The organism is Microcoleus sp. F10-B2 (assembly GCF_036704965.1).
Classification (GTDB): domain Bacteria; phylum Cyanobacteriota; class Cyanobacteriia; order Cyanobacteriales; family Microcoleaceae; genus Microcoleus.
Genome location: NZ_JAUBTB010000057.1, coordinates 1 through 21,197, shown reverse-complemented (window position 1 = coordinate 21,197; position 21,197 = coordinate 1). Strand labels below are relative to the sequence as shown.

The window sequence follows — 21,197 nt, the reverse complement described above, 5'->3', positions numbered from 1 at the left end:
AGTAGGTGCAGTATGCCAAATTTAAATAATCAAGTTTCATCAAGTGCGATCGCCTTTATCGACACTCAAGTACAAAATTATCAAAGTTTAGTCGCGGGGGTAACACCGGGTACGGAAGTAGTCGTTTTGGATGGGAACCGGGATGCGATCGACCAAATTACTCAAATTTTAGCTCTTCGGACAAATATAGACAGCATTCACATTGTTTCTCACGGCAGTCCGGGAAGCTTGCAACTGGGTAATGGCTGCTTGAGTGCAGATAATGTGGAAGCTTATTCCGAGAAATTGCAGCAGTGGCGGAGTTCTTTAACTGTTGATGCGGACATTCTGATTTACGGTTGTAATGTGGCATCAGCACCTCGCGCTTGTCCGAAAGTCCGCCAGGGAATGAATTCCCTGTCTCAAAGCTCAAGTCGGTTGAAACCGACTGAAAACAACCTCAATAAACAGTTTTTTTCAGAGGACTTTCGCTATGAGACGGGGAATTCATTCCCCGGCGGTATCGGGGAACAAGCGAGAGATTTAGATGTAGATTTAGATATAGATGGTGTAGCCTTCATCCAGCGGATCGCCCAACTCACAAATACCAATGTTGCAGCTTCCCAAAACCTCACCGGAAGTGTAGCCAAAGGCGGCGACTGGGAACTGGAAGTCAGAACCGGGAAAATAGAAACGCCGCTGGTATTTGAACCCGAAGTATTAGCAGGTTACGAATATGTTTTTGCCAACTTTAGTAAGGCTACCACCTTCTCAGCAGGGGGAACAGGGGCTTACTCTCTTGCAGTCGGCAAGTTGAACTCAGACAACTTTCCTGACTTAGTTGTTGGAAATCTTGGCAGTACCAAAAACGCGACTGCGTTGCTGGGAACGGGTACGGGCAGCTTCGGTACTGCTACTCCCCTACCTAACTCCAGCAGCGAATTTCCCGTATCTATTGCTGTTGGCGACTTTTTTAACCCAGACGGTTTCTCGGATATAGCAATAGCCAGTCCTGGTGGGGGGCCACCCGGTTCTAGCAATATTGTCATTTGGCCGGGGACAAGTACAGGTAGCTTCGGTACTCCTACCAACATTAGCGGAGTCAATCCCTCTTTTGTCGCTGCGGGAGACTTCAACAAAGATGGACGGACTGACCTCGCGACAGGAAATAATCAAATTTCTATCCTGCTGGCGACACCGACAGGTAGTTTTGGTACTCCCACCAACATTAGCCTAGGGCCCGGAGGAAGTGACACTTTTATTGCGGTAGCAGACTTTGATGGTGACGGCAATCTTGACTTAGTTGCGACTAAGAGAGTGCTCAATCGCGTGTACTTTTTAAAAGGGGATGGTACGGGTAATTTTGGCCCTACGACTAACTTTACTGGTGTAGGAGGCGATCCGCGTTCTCTGGCAGTAGGGGATTTTAATAAAGATGGCAAACCGGATCTAGTTACAGCTAACTATAGCTCTAACAATGTCTCTGTTTTGTTGTGGAATTCTACCACAAATAGCTTTAACCCTGCTGTTGCTTTTGGTGTGGGAACTAATCCTGAATCTGTAGCAGTCGGCGACTTTAATACCGACGGAAATTTGGATATTGTTACGGCCAATTATGGTTCTAACAATGTCTCAATTCTGTCGGGAGATGGTGGAGGAAATTTTGGGAGTGCTACCAACTTTAATGTCGGAACGGGACCTCGTGCCGTAGCAGTAGCAGACTTGAATTCTGACGGATTTTCCGATTTAGCTACAGCGAACAGCGGTTCTAACGATGTCTCGATTTTGCTCAATGTTGTCGCAAATTTTGGGGCTGCTACTTACAGCGGGACGGAAGGAACGGCGGATACAACAGTCAATATTCCCGTTACTATCAGCGGCACTCCTTTTGCTGATGTAACAGTACCAATTGCGATCGACCCCAGCAGCAGTGCCACCCAAAATTCCGACTACACCATTTCCCCTACAACTGTTATATTCCCCGCCGGCACTACCACTCTCACTCAGAATGTTGCAGTCACGATCAAACCCGACAATCTCCCGGAAAACGCCGAAACCGCAATCCTCAACTTGGGCACAATCACCGGAGGCATTGCAGGTACAACCAAACAAACAACACTAACTATTGCAGCCAACGGTACTGTTTCTTATGCCATTGCCGCCGGTACTGCCAGCATTCCTGAAGGCAATAGCGGCACAAAGCCTCTGACTTTCACTGCTACTCGCAGCGGCAACACAGGCGGCGCAAGTAGCATCAATTATGCCATTACCGGCACAGCTACAAACCTCAGCGATTACAACAACATCGGTGGCACTTCAGGGGCAACTACTGCTACTGGCACCATTAATTTTGCCGCCGATGAAACATCCAAAACCATTACTCTTGATGTATTAGGCGACACCCTAGTTGAACCCGACGAAACCATAGCCGTCACCCTGTCCAATCCCACCAGCCCAGGCGTAACACCAACAATTACCACTGCTACCGCTACCACAACTATTACTAATGATGACAAAGCTGGCTTTACTATTAACCCAACAGCATTAACTACAAGTGAAGTCGGTGGCACTGCTACCTTCACAGTCAAACTAAATTCTAAACCCACTGCTAACGTTACCATCGGTTTGAGCAGTTCAAATCTAGGCGAAGGAACAGTTTCAACTAATAGCTTAACTTTCACACCCGCTAACTACGATCGACCGCAACCAATAACGGTGAGTGGTGTTGACGATTTAGTAGCTGATGGCCCTCTACCTTACAAAATAGTCACGGCTGCTGCTGTCAGCACCGATCCTAATTACAATAACCTCGATCCTGATGATGTCACCGTCACCAACAGTGACAATGAAACTCCGGGAATTACGGTGAATCCGACGGCGGGATTGACTACTGGTGAATCTGGCACCGAAGCTAACTTTACTGTGGTTCTAAATACTCAGCCGACTGCTGATGTGACTATCGGTTTGAACAGTGACAATGCTGCCGAGGGAACTGTTTCCCCTGCCAGCATAACTTTCACTCCTGCTAACTGGAATACAGCGCGACCAGTAACAGTAACCGGGGTTAATGATAGCATTGTTGACGGTGATATTTATTACAAAATAATCACGGCGGCTACTGTTAGTACAGATGCGAATTACAGCAACAAAGATGTAGCGGATGTTAGCATTACCAATAAAGACAATGATACCGCTGGTGTTTCTATTACTCCCACGGCAACAACTGCTACTGAAGGTGGGGCGAATGGCAGTTATGGCATCGAGTTAACGTCACAGCCGATCGCCCCTGTTACCATTAACTTTAATACCGGAAGTCAAATAAATGCGATCGCGCCTGTTATCTTTGACAGCACGAATTGGAATATTGCTAAAACAGTCACAGTCACCGCTACCGACGATAGCAAAGCCGAAGGTACGCACAGCGGCACGATCGCTCACACTGTTACGAGTACAGACACTAAGTATAGCGGTCAGACGGTTCAGGATGTAAATGTAGCTATTACCGACAACGACACAGCAGGTGTCAGCATTTCTCCGGCGAGCACAAGTGCTGCTGAAGGCGGCGCGAATGGCAGTTATGAGATCAAGTTAACATCGCAGCCGATCGCCCCTGTAACTATCACTCTCACAACAGGTAATCAGATTCAGGCGATCGCCCCTGTGAATTTCACGGCCGATAATTGGAATGTCGCTCAACCCGTTACGGTGAAAGCTGTTGATGATACGGTTGTCGAAGGCGCGCACAGCGGTACTATCACTCACAGTGTGAGTGGCGGTGATGCTAAGTATAATGTGGTTGTGGTTCCAGGGGTGACAGTGGCGATCGCGGATAACGATGTAGCGCCACCGCCACCGCCGCCGACACCGCCGACACCGCCGACACCGCAACCAGAAATACAAATACTGCCGCTGACGCCGACACCGACGCCGACGCCGACAACTGGTACTCCGACGCCAACGCCGACGCCGACAACTGGTACTCCGACGCCAACGCCGACAACTGGTACTCCGACACCAACACCAACACCGACAACTGGTACTCCGACACCAACACCAACACCGACAACTGGTACTCCGACACCGACGCCGACAACTGGTACTCCGACACCAACACCAACGCCGACAACTGGCACTCCGACACCGACGCCAGTCACTACAGGAACAGGCAACCCAAACATATTCCCGATCGGATTACCGAACTCTAACGAAACTCCCTTCGGAATAGCGCAACCTAACAATCAGATTCTTGGTATTCCCACGGTAAATTTTTCCCCAGCTACTTACCAAGTCAATGAAAGTCCCACAGGAACAGTTCAGAGACAAATTACCCTAACTCGCACTGGGGATCTAAACAACTTTTCCACGGTGTACCTAGAACCTCCTACTGGTTCAGCGACTTGGGGGCCTGATTGGAATACCCCCAATTTCTCTCCTCAACTCACATTTAACCCAGGCGAAAATAGCAAAAGTTTCACAATTGACATTTTTCCGGATGGTCAATTTGAGGGAACAGAAGAAATTGCGTTTCGGATCGCCAATGGGGATAATGTCAATATCGGCACCCAAAACACTGCCACTTTGCAAATTTTGGATGCTGAGGGGCCTCCTACAATTAATTTTTCCCAAGCTACTTACCAAGTTAATGAAAGTCGCACAGGAATTGTTCAGAAACAAATTACCCTCACTCGCACTGGGAATCTAAGCAACTTTTCCAGAGTGAACCTACCATTTCCTACTGGTTCAGCGACTTTCGGAACTGATTGGAACGTTCCGCCCTTCTCTCCTGAACTCACATTTAACCCAGGCGAAAATAGCAAAACTTTCACAATTGACATCTTACCGGATGGTCAATTTGAGGGAACAGAAGAAATTGCGTTTCAGCTTACTAATCTGGATAATGCCATTATTGGTCTCCAAAATACTGCTACCTTGCAAATTTTCGATGCTGAGGGGCCTCCTACAATTAATTTTTCCGAAGCTACTTACCAAGTCAATGAAAGTCGCACAGGAATCGTTCAGCAACAAATTACCCTCACTCGCGCTGGGAATCTAAACAACTTTTCCAGGGTGTACCTAGAACCTCCTACTGGTTCAGCGACTTTCGGAACAGATTGGGACGTTCCGCCCAATTTCTTTCCTGAACTCACATTTAACCCAGGCGAAAATACCAAAACTTTCACAATTGACGTTTTTCCGGATAGTCAAGTTGAGGGAACAGAAGAAATTGCGTTTCGGATCACCAATCGCGATAATTCCATTATTGGCACCCAAAACACTGCCAGTCTGAAAATTATCGATGCTGAATCTATACTCAACAACAACCCGCCGAAGTTGAATAATCCCATCAGCAATCAACTTCGTTCCAATCCCCGCGGCAACTTCAATTTGACTCTTGCTCCAGACACGTTTACTGATCCCGATCCAGGTGACAGCCTCACTTACTCGTACTCGATAAATCTAAACCCGAACTTCCTCCCCCCCGGGCTGACCTTCGACCCCAATACCGGCACCATCATTCCACCCGATTGGCTTAAGTTCGACCCGAATACGCGGACCTTTAGCGTGAATTTCGATGCGGCAAAAGCCTTCTCAAACATCGATTTCCCAATTAAGGTGACAGCAACGGACAATGCCGGTGCCAGTGTCAGCGACGAATTTATCCTGCGATTCAATGCCATTGAGGGCATCGTAATTGACGGTTATATCTCCGGTGCTACTCTCTTCCTAGACGCCAACAAAAACGGCGTCCTCGACACCAACGAACCATCCACCACCACTAACAGCAACGGTGAGTTTAATCTCAACATCCCCTTCGAGATTTTCGACACCAACAAAAACGGAGAAATCGACCCATCAGAAGGCAATCTAGTAGCCATAGGAGGCATTGACACCGCCACCGGCTTACCCCTAGAAACACCAGTCACCGCACCACCAGATGCGAGTGTTGTCACCCTCCTAACCACCTTAGTCGCCGACTTAATCGACCAAGGAATTGCACCTGAAGAAGCCCAATCTTTAGTCAAAGCAGCCCTTTCTCTCCCCGCTGACATTGACCTAACTACCTTAGACCCAATCTTAGCTACCAACAACAACGTACCGGGCGGAGTCCAAGTCTTAGCAGCAATGGTGAAAGTCCAAAACTTCATCACTCAAACCAGCGCTTTGATTGACGGTGCTTCCAGTGCAGTCAATACCGATATTGTCAAAGCTGTTGTCAGCTCAATTACCAATCAAATTCAATCCGGTACAGTCTTAAACCTCAGCAATGCCGCAGCCTTAGAACCAATCATTCAGCAAGCTGCCGCCAAAATCCAGCAAATAGACCCCAGTTTGAACAGTCAACAAGTCAGCCAAATTACATCGCAATCCGCGACAGTAATGGCAACAGCCAATCAGCGCATTGATGCGGCTGTCTCCAACCCAACAGCAACATCAATTCCTGACTCAGTTGCCCGCGTCCAACAAGTAGCTTTGGGCCCAACAACTCAAGACTTCAAATCAGTTGGTTCAGGAAATAAACCAATTTCCCAGCTAGTTGCTGACAACACTGGTACTGCTTTAGATAGCAGAATTGAATCTGTAACATTGCCGGCTGGGATTGCCACTCCTCTTGTCACCGGTGATGCAGATTTGGGCAGCAATTCCCCGAATGCAATTCTCGGTACAAATGGCGACGATATCCTGACGGGCGATAGCGCGAATAATGTCTTGATGGGGATGAGGGGCAATGATTCCATTGACGGAAATCTGGGGAATGACACTATTTTCGGTGGCAAAGGTAGCGATACAATCCTGGGAAGTAGCGGTGATGATGCCTTATTTGGCAACCGCGGTGCTGACATTGTGAATGGCGATGATGGTAATGATATTCTTTACGGAGGTAAGGGAGATGATTTGCTGACGGGCGGTTTGGGAATTGATAGTTTGGTAGGAGGAATGGGAGTAGATAAATTCCTACTCTCTACCAATTCCGGTACTGATACGATTACCGATTTTGAAGTCGGTAAAGACTTGTTAGTATTGGGTAACGGGTTGAGTTTCTCGCAATTGGCAATTGCCGAAGATAGCGGTTCAACTTTAATCCGGTTGGCACAAACAGGGGAGATTTTAGCTTCTTTGACCGGAGTTTCGGCTAGCAGTATTAGTGCCGTTAATTTCGGATTGCTTTGAGATTGAATGCGCCGGGGGAGCAATCCCTTATCCCCTGGCCATATTCACTTGGCGGTTTCAACCGCCGAATAATCTTCAATCCGCGCAGGCGGATTTTGTCTGTGTAGACGCGGTTTCAACCGCCGAATAATCAAACGAATAAAACCCGATTCAACCTAACTTTTCAAATCAGCAGCGCTGATATCGCATTCCCGGCAACTGCGAAACTAATCCCAACAATTCCAACTGCAAAAGTATACTAGAAACTGTTCCCGCTTCCAATCCCGCTGCTTCCACAATTGTATCAAAAGAAATCGACCCAGATTCGATCGCACTTAACACCTTAGCCAATTCCGGCTCCAACGGCGGCCCTTGGTTTTCAACCGTCGGATTTGCCGGAAATAGCGACAACTGCTCCGCATTATCCAATTTTGGCATAGCTCCGAGCATTTCCAACAACCTGTCTTCGCTTAAGAGTCGATCGCTATTTGGCAGAATCGGATGAGCACCTTTACTCAGCAGCTCCAAACACCCAAAAGAACGCTCATCATCCAATCTTGCCGTCAAAACATACACATCCCGGCAAAAATCATTCGCTTGATAAGCAGTAATTAAAGCACCCGATTTGTGCGGAGCTTCTATCACGATTGTAGCGCGGCTTAAGCCAGCAATTATGCGATTTCGACGGGGAAAATTAGTTTTATTGGGTTGAGTGCCCGCCGGATATTCGCTAATTACCAATCCCTGCTGCAAAATGCGATCGCACAACCTCTCATTTTGTTTGGGATATACAATATCTACTCCCGTCCCCACTACTGCGAAAGTCCTTCCTCCCGCCTCCAAACAGCCTGTATGAGCCTCTGTATCAATACCAGCGGCCAATCCCGAAATAACAGTAAAACCGCTTTTAGCCAAAGCCGTACTAATTTTGCGAGTCCACCTTCTGCCGTATTCCGAAGGGCTGCGAGTACCAACCATTGCTACTGTCGGCGTAATTCCTTGATTCTCTTTTACATCAACTAAACCGCGATAATACAACACTGGTGGGGGACTGGGAATTTCCAATAATAAGCGCGGATAATCTGGATCTGCGGGCGTCCAAAAACAGGGATTTTTTATAAGATGTTTTTCGATAAATTCTTCGGGATTGAGTTTAGTTCGTTCTTGCACAATAGTTTCAATTATCTGCTTCCCGAACCCTTCGATTCGCATTAAATCCACTGGTTTTGCCGTCCAAGCTGCTGCCAAACTATTGAAATGTTGGTGCAATCTTTGCAACAAAATCGGCCCGATGCCGTTAATTTGCGACCATGCTAACCAGTAAGCGCGTTCTTCTAACAACGAGTTGCCCTCAACTTATCTGAGAAGAATTTTATCATTTTTGGTTAAATTATGGTAGGAAACGGCAGAGCCTTGTCCTGTATTTCCACAGATTTAAAACTGTTATATAAATATTTTTTTACGAACCGCGAAGGCGCTAAGAACGCGAAGGGAATTAAGAGGGAGGTTGACAATTACTGACTAAGCTTTCCAATCAACGAAACGGGCATAAATATAAGCAATAATTTCTCCGATTACCGTCCGAAAACCGTCGCTAGATTTCCACCATTCTTGTGGGTTGTAATCTTGCGGTTTTGCAGCTATAATCCCGACTTTAATGTCAGGATTTAGCACTTCTTTGAAAACAATCCAACTTCTGCGGGCGTGAGGGCCAGAAGAATAAAGATTAATTGAGTCAACTTTTAGCGCAGAAGCAGCCAGCCAATCTCGAAGTGCGATCGCAGAAGCAGCAGTGCGGTGTTTGACAACACTCGCTGCTGGTACTGCTACTACTTTGTTTTTATCAAATCCTAGCGCAATACAAGTCGCGGCAGTTAGTGCGGCATAATTTTTATATTCAGCGAGATAGAAGCCTTTAGTTAAAGGAACTCCTGTGGTAATTAATTGGCGGTATTCGCCTTTTTTGAATTCAGCGAGCGCACTTTTTATCGCATAATCCGGCAACCAGCCTTCGACAACCAAGATATCTGCTTTAATCGGCGCATTTACTGCCAAGAATGGATGAATATTTGTGATAATTAAGAGCATTGCAATGATTAACCCCATGATAGCAATTACCCAACCTTCTCTGGTAATTGCCCACATTTCTCGACGGCGGATTAGACGAATTCTCATTTTAACTCGCTCTAGATGTTTTCGGGTATGGAGGCAGATTCGGCGAGACTGGGGAAGAGGGAAATAGTGGGAAAGTGATAGAATTTCCCAATGCTCAATGCCCGATTCCCAATGCCCCATTCCCAAATTATTGGTGTTTCAAATACTCAAAAACGCTCTTATCCCCGATATCCTGCGGCATCGGTTGAAAAAACTTGCGCACAGCAAAGATGATAAACAAAATAGCCCAAACTCCTAGCAACAATTGTTCGTTTTCGGGGGACAAAAAACCAAAAATATGTCCTAAAATTAAGAGAGGAACTCCGGGAGTCAAAAACTTAGTTTCTAGACGGTTGAAACAGAAAGCTTCTTTAAAATAAATGCCATTTAAGGCGGCAAAAGTAAAGCCAATCCCCCACAACGTGGCTGGATGTTCGTACACTGCTAAAGCTAAGGGTTCGCTGCTTTGTACGGCGACAAACAGTGCTGCCGCGCCGCCGATCGCCCAAAACGCCTGTAGTGTTCGGTGCAGCGCAATCATGTAAATGTGAATAGTTGCTAAGCTGATGCCTAAAGCTATCCAAAAACAAGCAAAAATAGGTGTTACAGCTTGGATTGCCATCGGGTTGTCGCCCTGTTGCAGCACCAGAGTAGTGCCGATCGCAAAACACAGCGCCGCCACCCCCAATCCAGCCCGGTAAATAAACACTCCCGCGCGATCGTTTTGAGTAATCGTAAACTCGCCGAATTGTCCTTGATAGACTGGCGATTCATCAGGCGATTTCAGTAGTTGCATTACACCTTCCTCCTATCAGACACGAATGTACTTCTGCCAAGATATACTTTATTGATAAACCGATCCAGCGAGACCGAGCGATGCCTAAATTTAACAAGCCTAAACTTAACCAGCCTAAAGTTAACAAGTCTAAAGTTAACCAATCTAAATTGGACGATCGCCCCGATCGAAGCAAATCCCTTCCTTCGCAATCCGAACTTCCTCCAGTTCAGCTTGATGAAACCATTGTAGCAGGTAGAAGACCGAAACCGGTAAACGAGTTTCAGCGCCTGCTGGAGGAATTATCCGAATTGAGCGCAACCTACGAGCCCGAAGCATTGCGCCGTCTCCCTCCAAAACCTGAATTTAATGCTGAGCAATTTGAAATTAGAATTAGCAAAATTTTTCGCGTTCAAGATATTGATGTCAGCAGGGAAAACTTAATCAAATATCTCGACTACCTCAAGCAAAATCTTCACTTTCCCTGCTACGTTACCGGCATAGAAGATTTTGAATGGGAAGAAGGATATGTCATCGGTGAAGGGAGCAAAAAAGAATATGCAAAGCTCAAAAAAACTCAACCTTCTTATACCGATACCTTTACAATTACTCGGTTGGAGGATTTAGTTATTCAGGAAGACGACATTTTTGTGAAAGTCGAGCGCGTCGGCGATTGCAGAAAATTTACCTTGCCTTTATCAGATTTAGAATCAGTTGATGCAAGTTCCCCAAACAATCAGTTATTAGATGATTATGCTGTGTGGTTTATCAATTATTAAGGAAGTTTTGGAAGACGGGAAAATAGGGGTAGGGGAAGAGGGGAAGAATGGAAGAGTGGGAGAAGGGGAGAGTGGGGAATGGGAAAAATCTTCCTTCTTCCTCCTTCCTTCTTCCTCCTTCCTTCTTCCTTCTTCCTTCCTTCTTCCTTCTTCCTTCTTCCTGCTTAATTAAATTGAAGCCGCCAAGTGCGATCGCGAAACCAAAGCCAAAGCTTCAACCAAACTGCGAACAGCCGCAATCATCGCCACTTCGCTATTAAGTTGACTGACAGCAGAACCGACACCAATACCCGCAGCGCCGGCTCCAATAGCGAGGGGTGCGGTGACGCTGGAGATGCCGGAAGCGCAGAGTACGGGGACTGATACGGCGCGGGAAATTTCAAAGGCTGCGGCCAAAGTAGGCGCTGCTTTTTCAATTAATCCCAAGGTGCCGGCGTGAATTGGTTGGGCGCTGGTGCCGCCTTCGGTTTGGATGATGTTAGCCCCAGCTTTGACTAATTCTGTTGCTAATTGCACTTGTTTGTCGAGTGCCAAAATGTGGGGAACTGTTACAGAAAGAGTGATGTTCGGAAATAGCGATCGAGTTTCGCGAGTCAACTGCAAAACTTCCTCAGCTTCAAAGCGGCGGCCTACTGCGTAGAAAGCATCAAAGTTGCCAATTTCAATCAAATCAGCGCCAGCTTCTACCGCAGGCACAAACTTTTCCGGTTCCACAGCCGATACACAAATTGGCAAATTTGTCAATTGTTTTGCCATCAATACCAAATCTCGATCGGCAGCAATATCGACAAAGGAAGCACCGCCGAGATCCGCTGCTTTGACGACAGCCGCAACGTTTGCGGCATCAAAATTATTTAAACCGCTGATAATTTTCAGGGCGCGACCTTGCTCAAATGCGCGCTGCAATTTAGAATTTACACTCATCGTCAGTTTTCCAACTCAAAAATTTTCTTAGACTCATTTTGACACAAATTAGAATTATTTTTAATTTTTAATTCTTAATTTTTAATTACACCCTTCAAAAAGAATGCAACTCTACGCAAAGTCCCAACTCCTACACAATCAGTCATTCCCAATTCCCCAATCTAAAATCTAAAATCTAAAATCTAAAATCGAATTACTGCGCGGCTGTCGAAATTTGCAAACATCTTTGATAACTTGTGCCCAGCCGTCTGAGAGAGATTCGAGAATACGATCTCCCTTTTCTTTCGCCGCCGCCGTCGCATCGCCCAACACACCGCTTGCAGTCAACTCTCGCGTCAGCCAAGCAAAAGGCAAATGGGAGCATCTCAGTTTTGCAGCCAAGCTAGAAATTGGAGTTTTGAGGCAGGAGGCAGAAGGAAAGAGGCAGAAGGAAGGAGCCAAAAGAAGTATTTTTACAAATATGAGATGCTCCCAGGCAAATTTTTGGGATATTCTGTAACAGCCAGTTCCATTTTTACCTGCGACGGCAAAATTGCCAACATCAAACTCGTTTCTGCATCGTCCGCGTGAATCCCAAACTCTAACTCCTTCGCAGTTAATAATTCAGCAGCCACATTTGGAACCCCCCAAACAAACAGCGGAAAAACCGAAAAATCCTGATATTTGCGATGAATGTCCCGCGCCGCCATTTCCATTACCTGCGGCTGTCCGCTGCGGCAATTCATTAACACTAACTTCCGCAATCAAACATGGTAAATACTGTCTGCCATTTCCCCGATTACTGCTAAAAGCGTTCGATCGCTGAGCATAATTGTACCGGGAAAATGGCAGTGTTCGTTCGACTTGCCAGACTGCAAAGGCGACAAAGCCTAAGCGGGAATATTTGCATCCAACTTTGCCAGCGCTTTACCTGTCACCGCCGCCCTGGGACATCTACAATTAAAGGTTAATGGTGGCCGTGCTGTTCGATCGCACCTAGCGACTGAACTATCGCAGTACTTTCCCAAGCCAGCACAGACGGAATTTCTGTGCGAGTTAGCTCTGGAAAAAAGCGCAATTTTAGAATAAAATTGTGCATAAGGTGGCGACAAGAGTAAAGGCAACAAAGGCAATCAACTAGCCTGAAAACAAAAAAGTAATTCCCAAGAGAGATAACTAATTATGTTTTTCGGTAGATGCTATAATTTATAGCAAATGCTTTAAGAGGGCGCTGATATACGATCGCCAGCTCAGACCGAAAGACATAGAGACGACTAATAGATGGAAGCTTGGCAAACCCCACAAACTAATTTAACTGATATTCCGATCGCCGATGAACTGTCGCGCCGCACCCCTCGATCGCACGATCGAAAAGCAGAAAACCGAGCGCTGCAAACGCTGGCCAGACAATTGGCAACCTCACCCCACAGGCTGCTCAAAACACTGGTGGCGATCGCTAAAGATTTGTGCGCCGCAGGAAGCGTGGGAGTCTGCTTGCTAGAAGAAAATGCCAGTTCCGAACAAATCTTTCAGTGGGAAGCCTTGGCGGGAGCCTGGGAAGCAGCAGAACATAGAAACACACCCCGCAAATTGCGTTTGTCAGGAACCTGGTTCGATCGCCAAACTCCCCAGCTTTACTTCGCTCCCGAACAATACTTTACCGACTTGCAGCAGCTAGAATTGCCGATCGCCGAAGCGTTAGTCGTGCCGCTGCAAGCAGAAAATCAACCGCTGGGGGCAATATGGATTGTATCTCACCAGGCCGACCGCCAATTCGATGCCGAAGACTTGCAGATCGCGCTCGCCCTAGCAGACTTTGCCGTTGCCGCCGTACAAATCGATCGCGCCAATCGAACCAAAGAAGCTTTGTTCGATCGCGAACAACGCTGGCAGCTAGCCTGTGCCGGCAGCAACGACGGCATTTGGGATCGCAACCTGCAAACCAATTGCCAGATTTTGAGCGATCGCGGTTTAGAGATTTTGGAACGCGAGCCCGAAGAACTCAAGGACTTGGGCCAATTTTTGAGCTACATTCATCCCGATGATGTGGAGATAATGCAAAGCAATTGGCAGCAGCACTTGCATAGAGAAACCTCACATTACTCCTGCGAGTACCGCATCCGCTGTCGGGACGGGCGCTACAAATGGGTTTTAGCTAGAGGGCGAGCAATTTGGGACGAATCAGGCAATCCCGTGCGGGCCGTAGGTACCCTCACAGATATCAGCGATCGCAAACAAACTGAAATTGCCTTAAAACAAAGCGAAGAACGTTTGAGCATCGCCATCGAAGGCTCAGGCATGGCAACCTGGGATTTAAACGTGCGAACAAATCGAGTAATTTGGTCGGCGACCCATTTCAGCATTTTGGGCTGCGAACCGGTACCGAGCGGCGAAACAACCGTGGCTGTGTGGCAAAACTGCGTGCATCCAGACGACTTAAAGCAAGTCCTGGAGGCAATAGAAACAGCTCGGCAAACCCGATCGCTCTACTCCCCCGAATACCGCATCATCCGGGCCGACAGCGGAGAAATCCGCTGGTTGAGATCGTTCGGGCGCTATCTCTACGACACCGCAGGCGAAGCAGTGCGGTTTATCGGAGTATTATTTGACGCTACCGATCGCAAAAACGCCGAACTCGCCCTACAAGAGAGCGAGCAAACCGTGCGCCGTCAACTTCTAGAGATAGAGTCGCTCTACCAAACAACTCCCGTCGGTTTGGCCGTTTTAGATACAGATTTGCGGTACGTGCGGCTCAACCAGCAGTTAGCAGAAATCAACGGCTTGTCCGTCGAAGCGCACATCGGCCGCACCGTGCGCGAAATTGTCCCCGAGTTGGCAGACACAGCCGAACCTTTGTTGGGCCGCGTTCTCGAAACCGGAGAACCGATGCGGAATTTGGAACTCACGGGTGAAACCAAGGCTCAGCCCGGTGTTGTTCGCACTTGGCTGGAGAATTGGTGGCCGCTCAAAGACAGGGGCTCTGAGATTGTCGGGATTAATGTCGCGGTACAGGAAATTACCGATCGCAAAATCACCGAACTCGCCTTGCAAGAAAGCAACAACCGCTTTCAGCTAGCCACAAGGGCGATCGACGGCATCGTGTTTGAGTGGGATTTCGCAGCGAACACGGTTTACCGTTCCGAGGGACTGTACTCCCTCGTCGGTGTCCGCTCAGAGGATGCACAGACAACACCAGAGTGGTGGAGAGAACGCATCCATCCCGTCGATTTGGCGCGCATCCAAGCCGAGACGGCAGAACTCTTGACTGTTGAGCGCTACGAAAGCGAGTACCGAGTCCGGCACGAAGACGGGCGCTGGATCGATGTTTGGGAACGCGCCTGTTTGATCCGCAACCAGCAAGGCGAAGCGACCAAAGTTGTCGGCTTCACAACCGACATTAGCAAACGCAAACAAGCAGAAGCAGCACTGCGCGATCGTGAAACCCACCTGCAGTTGATTCTCGACAGTGCCAAAGACTACGCCATCTTCACCACCGACACCGACGGACACGTTACCAGTTGGAACGCAGGCGCCCAGAGATTGCTGGGCTATACCGAAGCTGAAATCGTCGGGCAGGACGGACGAATCATCTTCACCCCAGAAGACTCTGCTGCTAGAAAGGCAGAAGCAGAAAGGCACATCGCCCTGACTCAGGAAAAGGCAGAAAACGAGTGCTGGCACGTCCGCAAAGACGGCAGCCGCTTTTGGGGCAGCGGGCTGGTGAGGCCCCTGCGCGACGCCGCCGGCGAGGTGCAAGGTTTGCTGAAAATTATGCAGGACAAAACCGAGCGCCGGCAAATAGAAGAAGCACTGCGGCAAAGCGAAAATCTCTACCGCACCCTCGCCGATGGCGTCCCGGAATTAATGTGGATCAACACTGCCGACGGCAGGTTAGAGTTTTGCAACCAACACTGGAAAACCTATACGGGCATGATGCCAGAATTGCCGCTGGCTGCGCCGGTGCTGCACTTATTTCATCCTGACGATCTGCCAGCAGTTGTCGCTACGCGCACCCAGGCTATTGAAGCAGGGGAAGCCTACGAATTTGAGTGTCGGGTGCGCAGGTTTGACAACACCTACCGCTGGCATTTAGCCCGACTTGTGCCCGTCAAAGACAGGAAGGGACAGGTGGTGCAATGGGCGGGAATCGGGATTGATATTGACGATCGCAAACGAGCAGAAGAAAGCTTAGCAGAAAGCGACCGCCGCTTTCGCTTCCTGGCTGAGTCGCTGCCCCACCTGATTTGGAACGTAGACTCCGCCGGAGAAATTCGTTTTACCAATCAACAAAAATGGTTGGAATATCTGGGAATGTCTTACGAGGAAGCCGCTCACAACAATTGGGAGTCCCTGGTGCCGCCGTCCGATGCGGCAGAAGCTTTTGCCCGCTGGCAAGAATGTCAAATCACCGGAGAAGTTTATCAACTTGAGCTGCGCCTGCGGCGGGCAGCAGACCAAATGGAACGCTGGCATTTGTCCCGCGCCGTGCCAATTCGCGGCGCGGGGGGCCAGGTTGTCGAGTGGATCGGCACGAATACCGATATTCACGATCGCAAACAAGCCCAACTCAACGAGCAGTTTCTCTCCGAGCTCGAACTCCGCTTGCGGCAGCGCTCTGACCCCGCAGAAATGATGTGGGAAGCCATGCACAGTCTGGGAGAATATTTAAATGCCGATCGCTGCATGTGGCATGAAATCGATTTAGAAGCCGATCGGGCAATTGTCCGGCAAGACTGGCACCAGTCCGACCTTGCCAGCGCCGCCGGCACCTATCCCATCTCAGACTTTAAGACCCCAGAACTGAAAGCTCTCTCTATGGCAGGTCAAACACTTGTCATCTCAGATATCGCTAATTACCCCCATACAGCGCCTTTATTCGATAACTACGATGCCGTGTGGATTCGCGCTTTGGTCGATGTTCCCTGCCTTGAGGAAGGGCGCTGGGTGGCTCTTTTGCTGGTGACATCAAAGGTGGTTCGGCACTGGCGGCCCGATGAAGTTTGGCTGATGCAAGAAGTGGTGGCTCGCCTCTGGACGGTGATCCTGCACGCGCGAGCACTGCACGAGCTGCACGAAAGCGAGGCTCGGTTCCGCGCTCTAGCTGACAACATCGCTCAGTTGGCCTGGATGACAGATGCCACCGGCTGGATTTTCTGGTACAATCAGCGCTGGTTTGACTACACGGGCACCACCCTAGAGGAAATGCAGGGCTGGGGCTGGCAGCAGGTGCAGCACCCGGAACACCTCGATCGGGTTGTCGAAAAATTTAGGCGCTGCATTGAAACAGGCGAACTCTGGGAAGATACTTTCCCTTTGCGCGGCAAAGACGGATCGTACCGCTGGTTTCTCTCCCGCGCCGTGCCGATTCGCGACGGTGGAGGCAAGGTGCTGCGCTGGTGCGGCACCAACACTGACATTACCGATCGCAAACTTGCCGCAGCGGAACGGGAACGCCTTCTGGCGCGGGAAAAGGCCGCGCGGGAAGAGGCAGAACAGGCTAACCGCGTCAAAGACGAATTTTTGGCTGTTTTGTCCCACGAATTGCGGACTCCCTTAAACCCGATTGTGGGCTGGACGAAGCTGCTGCAATCGAACATTCTGACACCGGACAAGCAGCGTTACGCCTTAGAGACGATCGAGCGCAACGCCAAACTGCAAACCCAGCTTATCGAAGATTTGCTCGACGTGTCGGGGATTTTGCAAGGCAAGGTCAGCTTGAATATTGCACCTGTGGATTTAGCCGGGGTCATCGGCGCTGCCATTGAAACGGTGCGTCTGGCGGCCCAAGTCAAATCGATTCAAATCAGCACTCAATTTGCACCGAATCTCGGCCCGGTGTTGGGGGATGCGGGGAGACTTCAGCAGGTAGTCTGGAATTTGCTGTCAAATGCCGTCAAGTTCACCCCGCCGGGAGGCAAAATCCAAGTCGTTCTCGATCGGGTTGACACCTTGGCCCAAATTACTGTAACTGATACCGGAAAAGGTATCGAACCTGATTTTCTGCCCTATGTATTCGACTACTTCCGCCAAGCTGACAGCACGATGACGCGCAAGTTTGGCGGATTGGGTTTAGGATTGGCGATCGTCCGCCATCTCGTCGAACTCCACGGCGGCACGGTGAAATCCGCCAGTTCCGGCGAAGACCAAGGCGCAACCTTGACCGTCTGGATACCCCTGATGCCCGTGCAACCTCACAGAAGTCCTGCGGGAACTGCGCCGCCGGAACAATCCTTCAATTTGAGCGGTATCAGGGTGTTAGCGGTGGATGATGATGCCGATGCGCGAGATTTGGTGGTTTTTATGCTTGAGGATTGTGGGGCAAGTGTTACAGCAGTTGCTAACGCCGCCGATGCCTTGGCGGTTTTAGCTGAGTCTGTGCCGGATTTGCTGTTGAGCGATATTGGAATGCCCGACACTGACGGTTATATGTTGCTGCGGCAGGTTCGGGCTCTGGCGCCCGACCGAGGGGGACTGGTTCCGGCGATCGCCCTCACCGCTTATGCTGGAGAAATTGACTATCAGCAGGCCCTGGCTGCGGGGTTCCACCGCCACATTGCTAAGCCTTTAGAGCCCGACAAGTTGGTGCAGGCGATTTTGGATTTGCTTGACCGTTCTGGCAAAAACATTTTTTAAGGTCTTTTTGTGTCTGAAAAGTCTTTATTTAACGAACCGCGAAGACGCAAAGAACGCGAAGGAAGAAGGGAAGAAGAAAGGAAGAGGTAATATTATTTCCGTTTGACTTGGACTTGTATGATGTTAAATTTTGTAGGGGCGGGTTTGCCAACAATAATTGCCCATAATCTACAATATAATAAACCCGCCCCCGCCCGCGACAATTCCGATGCTACCGGATTTGATATCAGTAATCTTAAGTCTGGTTATGTCTGATTAGACATCTCCCATAATTGTGGAACAAGCATCCTGCAGGTTCAAGACTTGCTTTTTACTCCTATGTCTCTTGATTTTGAGGGTGCTATTGTCGTTCCATCGCGCATCATGTCAAACAAAAAAACCCCACCGATGGAGGTTTTTTGATGATTATTTGTGCTGGTCGGACAGGTTAAAACATCCCGTCCCTGCATCATGCCCACAGCCCTAAGACTCGATTCTTAGCGGTAGTCGGTGCGAACGGCGGGGTCGCGGTCGCCAGTTGTAGTGGTATAGCGGACATTTTCTTCGCGTTTGCGGGGAATCAAACCCAACAAACCAGACAAGCCTAGCAATCCCAACCATCCCCAATCAAAATCGCGATCGGTTTCTGTATTGTAGACATCGGAGCGAGGAGTGGTTGTGGTGGTGGTGCTGTTAGTACCGCCAGTTGTATCTGTCTGAGCAGAAGCAGGCAGATGAGCTGGTGCTATGGCTAAACCAGCAGCTATAATACCTGCACCGATTGCTTTGGATAAATCAGAACGTTTCATAATTCAAATGCTCTCTGCGTTGGGAAAAATCTTTAACTATCACAACTATATCGATCGGCTTTTAAAGTTAAATCCACCTCTAGCAGTAAACATTGCTAAGTTCCACGTATAACTACAGATTGATATCAAATTTTTAGCAGGCGCACGAAATTAAAAATTGCTCGCGGAGGCACTCGGGCACTAGAAATCGCGGGTCTGGCACCTCACTAGGTTGTGAGGCACTCCGGCATTTCCCGACAACAGACAAGGTGTTGTTGACAAAAAAAGGTAAACTCAGATATTGCACAAACAATTGCACAGAGAACAGTTGGAACTCGATCGACGGAGATAAAAACTTTTGGGAATAGAGCTACGCAGCTACGTATTTCTAGACAATTTGCAGCCGCAGCACGCAGCATACATCGGTACAGTCGCCGCCGGATTCTTGCCGCTGCCGGGGGATGCGTCGCTGTGGATAGAAATCTCGCCCGGTATCGAAATTAACCGAATTACCGATGTCGCCCTCAAATCTGCCTCCGTGCGCCCGGGAGTGCAGATAGTCGAACGCTTGTACGGCCTTCTGGAAGTACACTCGAGTCAGCAGGGGGAAACGCGGGCCGCAGGTAAAGCAATTCTAGAATTCATCGGAGTCCGCAGAGAAGAATGTATCAAACCGCGAGTGATTTCCAGTCAAATTATTCGCAATATTGACGCCCACCAAACACAATTAATTAACCGCACCCGCCGCGGACAGTTGCTGCTGGCGGGACAAACGCTTTACGTCTTAGAAGTAGAACCGGCGGCCTATGCAGCGCTGGCGGCCAATGAAGCAGAAAAAGGCGCATCTATTAACATCTTAGAGGTTCAGGCTGTCGGTAGTTTCGGACGGCTTTACCTCGGCGGCGCAGAACGAGATATTATAGCAGGTTCCCAGGCAGCAATTGCGGCGGTGGAAAGCGTGGCTGGTAGGGAAAATCCAGCAATTTTTGGTCGCAAGGAATAGCCGTTAAAGGAGATGTAATTATGGCAAACAAACAGCATTTAGCGCTCCTGAAAAAAGGTGCAGTTACTTGGATTGAGTGGAGAAATCTCAACCCGAATCTAGAACCGGATCTCAGCGAAGCTAATCTCGCACAAGCAAATCTCAGAGGAGCGCATCTTTGGCGGTCGAACCTTTGTAAAGCCGACTTGTTTAAGGCTAAATTAATTGCGGCAAACTTCGCCGAATCTAACCTCAGTTTAGCAAATCTTTCCGGAGCGCAACTGTTAGAAACTAATTTGATTAAAGCTAACTTAACTGGCACAAACCTCCAAGCGGCTGACCTCAGAGGAGCTGATTTGAGCGGTGCTAATTTAATTGGGGCGGACATTAGCGGTGCCAATCTCCAACAAACTGATTTAGGTGATGCGAATTTAATCGGTGCGGTGATGTTTCGAGTTAATGCGATCGGTGCAAACTTCAACTGTGCTAATCTCAGTCAAGCCAATCTCCCTCAAGCCGAATTGATTGAAGCACATTGTTATGCAGCGAATTTCTCTAAAGCTAACCTCGGAGAAGCTCACTTCACTGGAGCATATCTTTTCAGGGCAAATCTCAGTTTTGCAGAGTTGAGCGCTGCCGATTTTCGGTGGGTAAACCTCGGCAAAGCTGATTTGAGAGGGGCGAATTTGACCGGGGCAAATCTCAGAGGTGCGAACTTGGCGGGAGCTAATCTGGGCGAAGCTCTTTTGAAAAGAACAATCATGCCTGACGGCAGCATTGTTGCATAAATATTGGATAATATTTATTCCTGTAAAATAACCGCGAGCGTGAAAAAAAGCCAGTTGCGCGTTTACCGAAAGGATTGCCAAAAAGTAAATTTTTGGGCGGGTTCAGACTTTCTCTCTAATACAAATCCGAGATGAGAGTAAACCCGCCTAGAGCGCCAGTCCAGTAAAAGAGGTTGACAAAAAGCCAAAAATATGATGGTCTATAAAAAACGGTAGTGCCCTGAAGGAAAGGATCAGAGTACGTTATGATTAGAGAAGTGTTTGCCATAGCGTGATATGACATTAGAA

The 21,197-nt window shown here is 48.7% G+C and carries 10 protein-coding genes and 1 pseudogene; 5 read left to right on the top strand and 6 right to left on the bottom strand.

Features of this window, described 5'->3' with window-relative positions; all coding sequences use genetic code 11:
• Nucleotides 1-12: 12 nt before the first annotated feature.
• Nucleotides 13-7,149: a DUF4347 domain-containing protein gene (locus QUA99_RS21280; RefSeq protein WP_333240647.1), complete on the top strand. Its 7,137-nt coding sequence runs from the start codon at nt 13-15 to the stop codon at nt 7,147-7,149.
• A gap of 168 nt (nt 7,150-7,317) precedes the next feature.
• Here the strand turns inward: QUA99_RS21280 and dprA are convergent, their stop codons facing one another.
• The 3 genes from dprA to QUA99_RS21265 form a co-directional block, all read right to left on the bottom strand.
• The gene (gene dprA, locus QUA99_RS21275; protein WP_333240644.1) at nt 7,318-8,469 is read right to left on the bottom strand and encodes a DNA-processing protein DprA; all 1,152 of its coding nucleotides are present in this window, start codon (nt 8,467-8,469) and stop codon (nt 7,318-7,320) included.
• 180 nt (nt 8,470-8,649) lie between these two features.
• Nucleotides 8,650-9,303: an ElyC/SanA/YdcF family protein gene (locus QUA99_RS21270; RefSeq protein WP_333240643.1), complete on the bottom strand. Its 654-nt coding sequence runs from the start codon at nt 9,301-9,303 to the stop codon at nt 8,650-8,652.
• A 127-nt stretch (nt 9,304-9,430) separates the two neighbouring features.
• Nucleotides 9,431-10,078, bottom strand: a complete 648-nt coding sequence (locus tag QUA99_RS21265; protein WP_333240641.1) for a DUF2301 domain-containing membrane protein — start codon at nt 10,076-10,078, stop codon at nt 9,431-9,433.
• Between the two features lie 80 nt (nt 10,079-10,158).
• On the opposite strand from QUA99_RS21265, the gene QUA99_RS21260 reads away from it, so the two are divergent.
• A complete protein-coding gene (locus QUA99_RS21260) occupies nt 10,159-10,836 on the top strand; it encodes a calcium-binding protein (RefSeq protein ID WP_333240640.1) in 678 nt (225 codons plus the stop codon).
• A 168-nt stretch (nt 10,837-11,004) separates the two neighbouring features.
• Here the strand turns inward: QUA99_RS21260 and QUA99_RS21255 are convergent, their stop codons facing one another.
• Together QUA99_RS21255 and QUA99_RS33215 are read right to left on the bottom strand one after the other, a co-directional pair.
• Nucleotides 11,005-11,760, bottom strand: coding sequence for a DUF561 domain-containing protein (locus QUA99_RS21255; protein WP_333240638.1), 756 nt, complete (start codon nt 11,758-11,760; stop codon nt 11,005-11,007).
• A gap of 168 nt (nt 11,761-11,928) precedes the next feature.
• Nucleotides 11,929-12,838 (bottom strand): annotated as a pseudogene (locus QUA99_RS33215) (creatininase family protein).
• 182 nt (nt 12,839-13,020) lie between these two features.
• Here QUA99_RS33215 and QUA99_RS21240 point away from each other — a divergent pair.
• Nucleotides 13,021-18,372: a PAS domain-containing protein gene (locus QUA99_RS21240; protein WP_333240633.1), complete on the top strand. Its 5,352-nt coding sequence runs from the start codon at nt 13,021-13,023 to the stop codon at nt 18,370-18,372.
• A gap of 476 nt (nt 18,373-18,848) precedes the next feature.
• On the opposite strand, the gene QUA99_RS21235 is transcribed toward QUA99_RS21240, so the two are convergent.
• Nucleotides 18,849-19,160, bottom strand: a complete 312-nt coding sequence (locus QUA99_RS21235) for a WGxxGxxG family protein (RefSeq protein ID WP_333240631.1) — start codon at nt 19,158-19,160, stop codon at nt 18,849-18,851.
• 337 nt (nt 19,161-19,497) lie between these two features.
• Between QUA99_RS21235 and QUA99_RS21230 the strand changes: the two genes are divergently transcribed.
• Together QUA99_RS21230 and QUA99_RS21225 are read left to right on the top strand one after the other, a co-directional pair.
• Nucleotides 19,498-20,142, top strand: coding sequence for a hypothetical protein (locus QUA99_RS21230; protein ID WP_333240629.1), 645 nt, complete (start codon nt 19,498-19,500; stop codon nt 20,140-20,142).
• A 20-nt stretch (nt 20,143-20,162) separates the two neighbouring features.
• On the top strand, nt 20,163-20,909 hold the full coding sequence (locus QUA99_RS21225; RefSeq protein ID WP_333240627.1) for a pentapeptide repeat-containing protein: 747 nt from the start codon (nt 20,163-20,165) through the stop codon (nt 20,907-20,909).
• Nucleotides 20,910-21,197 lie beyond the last annotated feature (288 nt).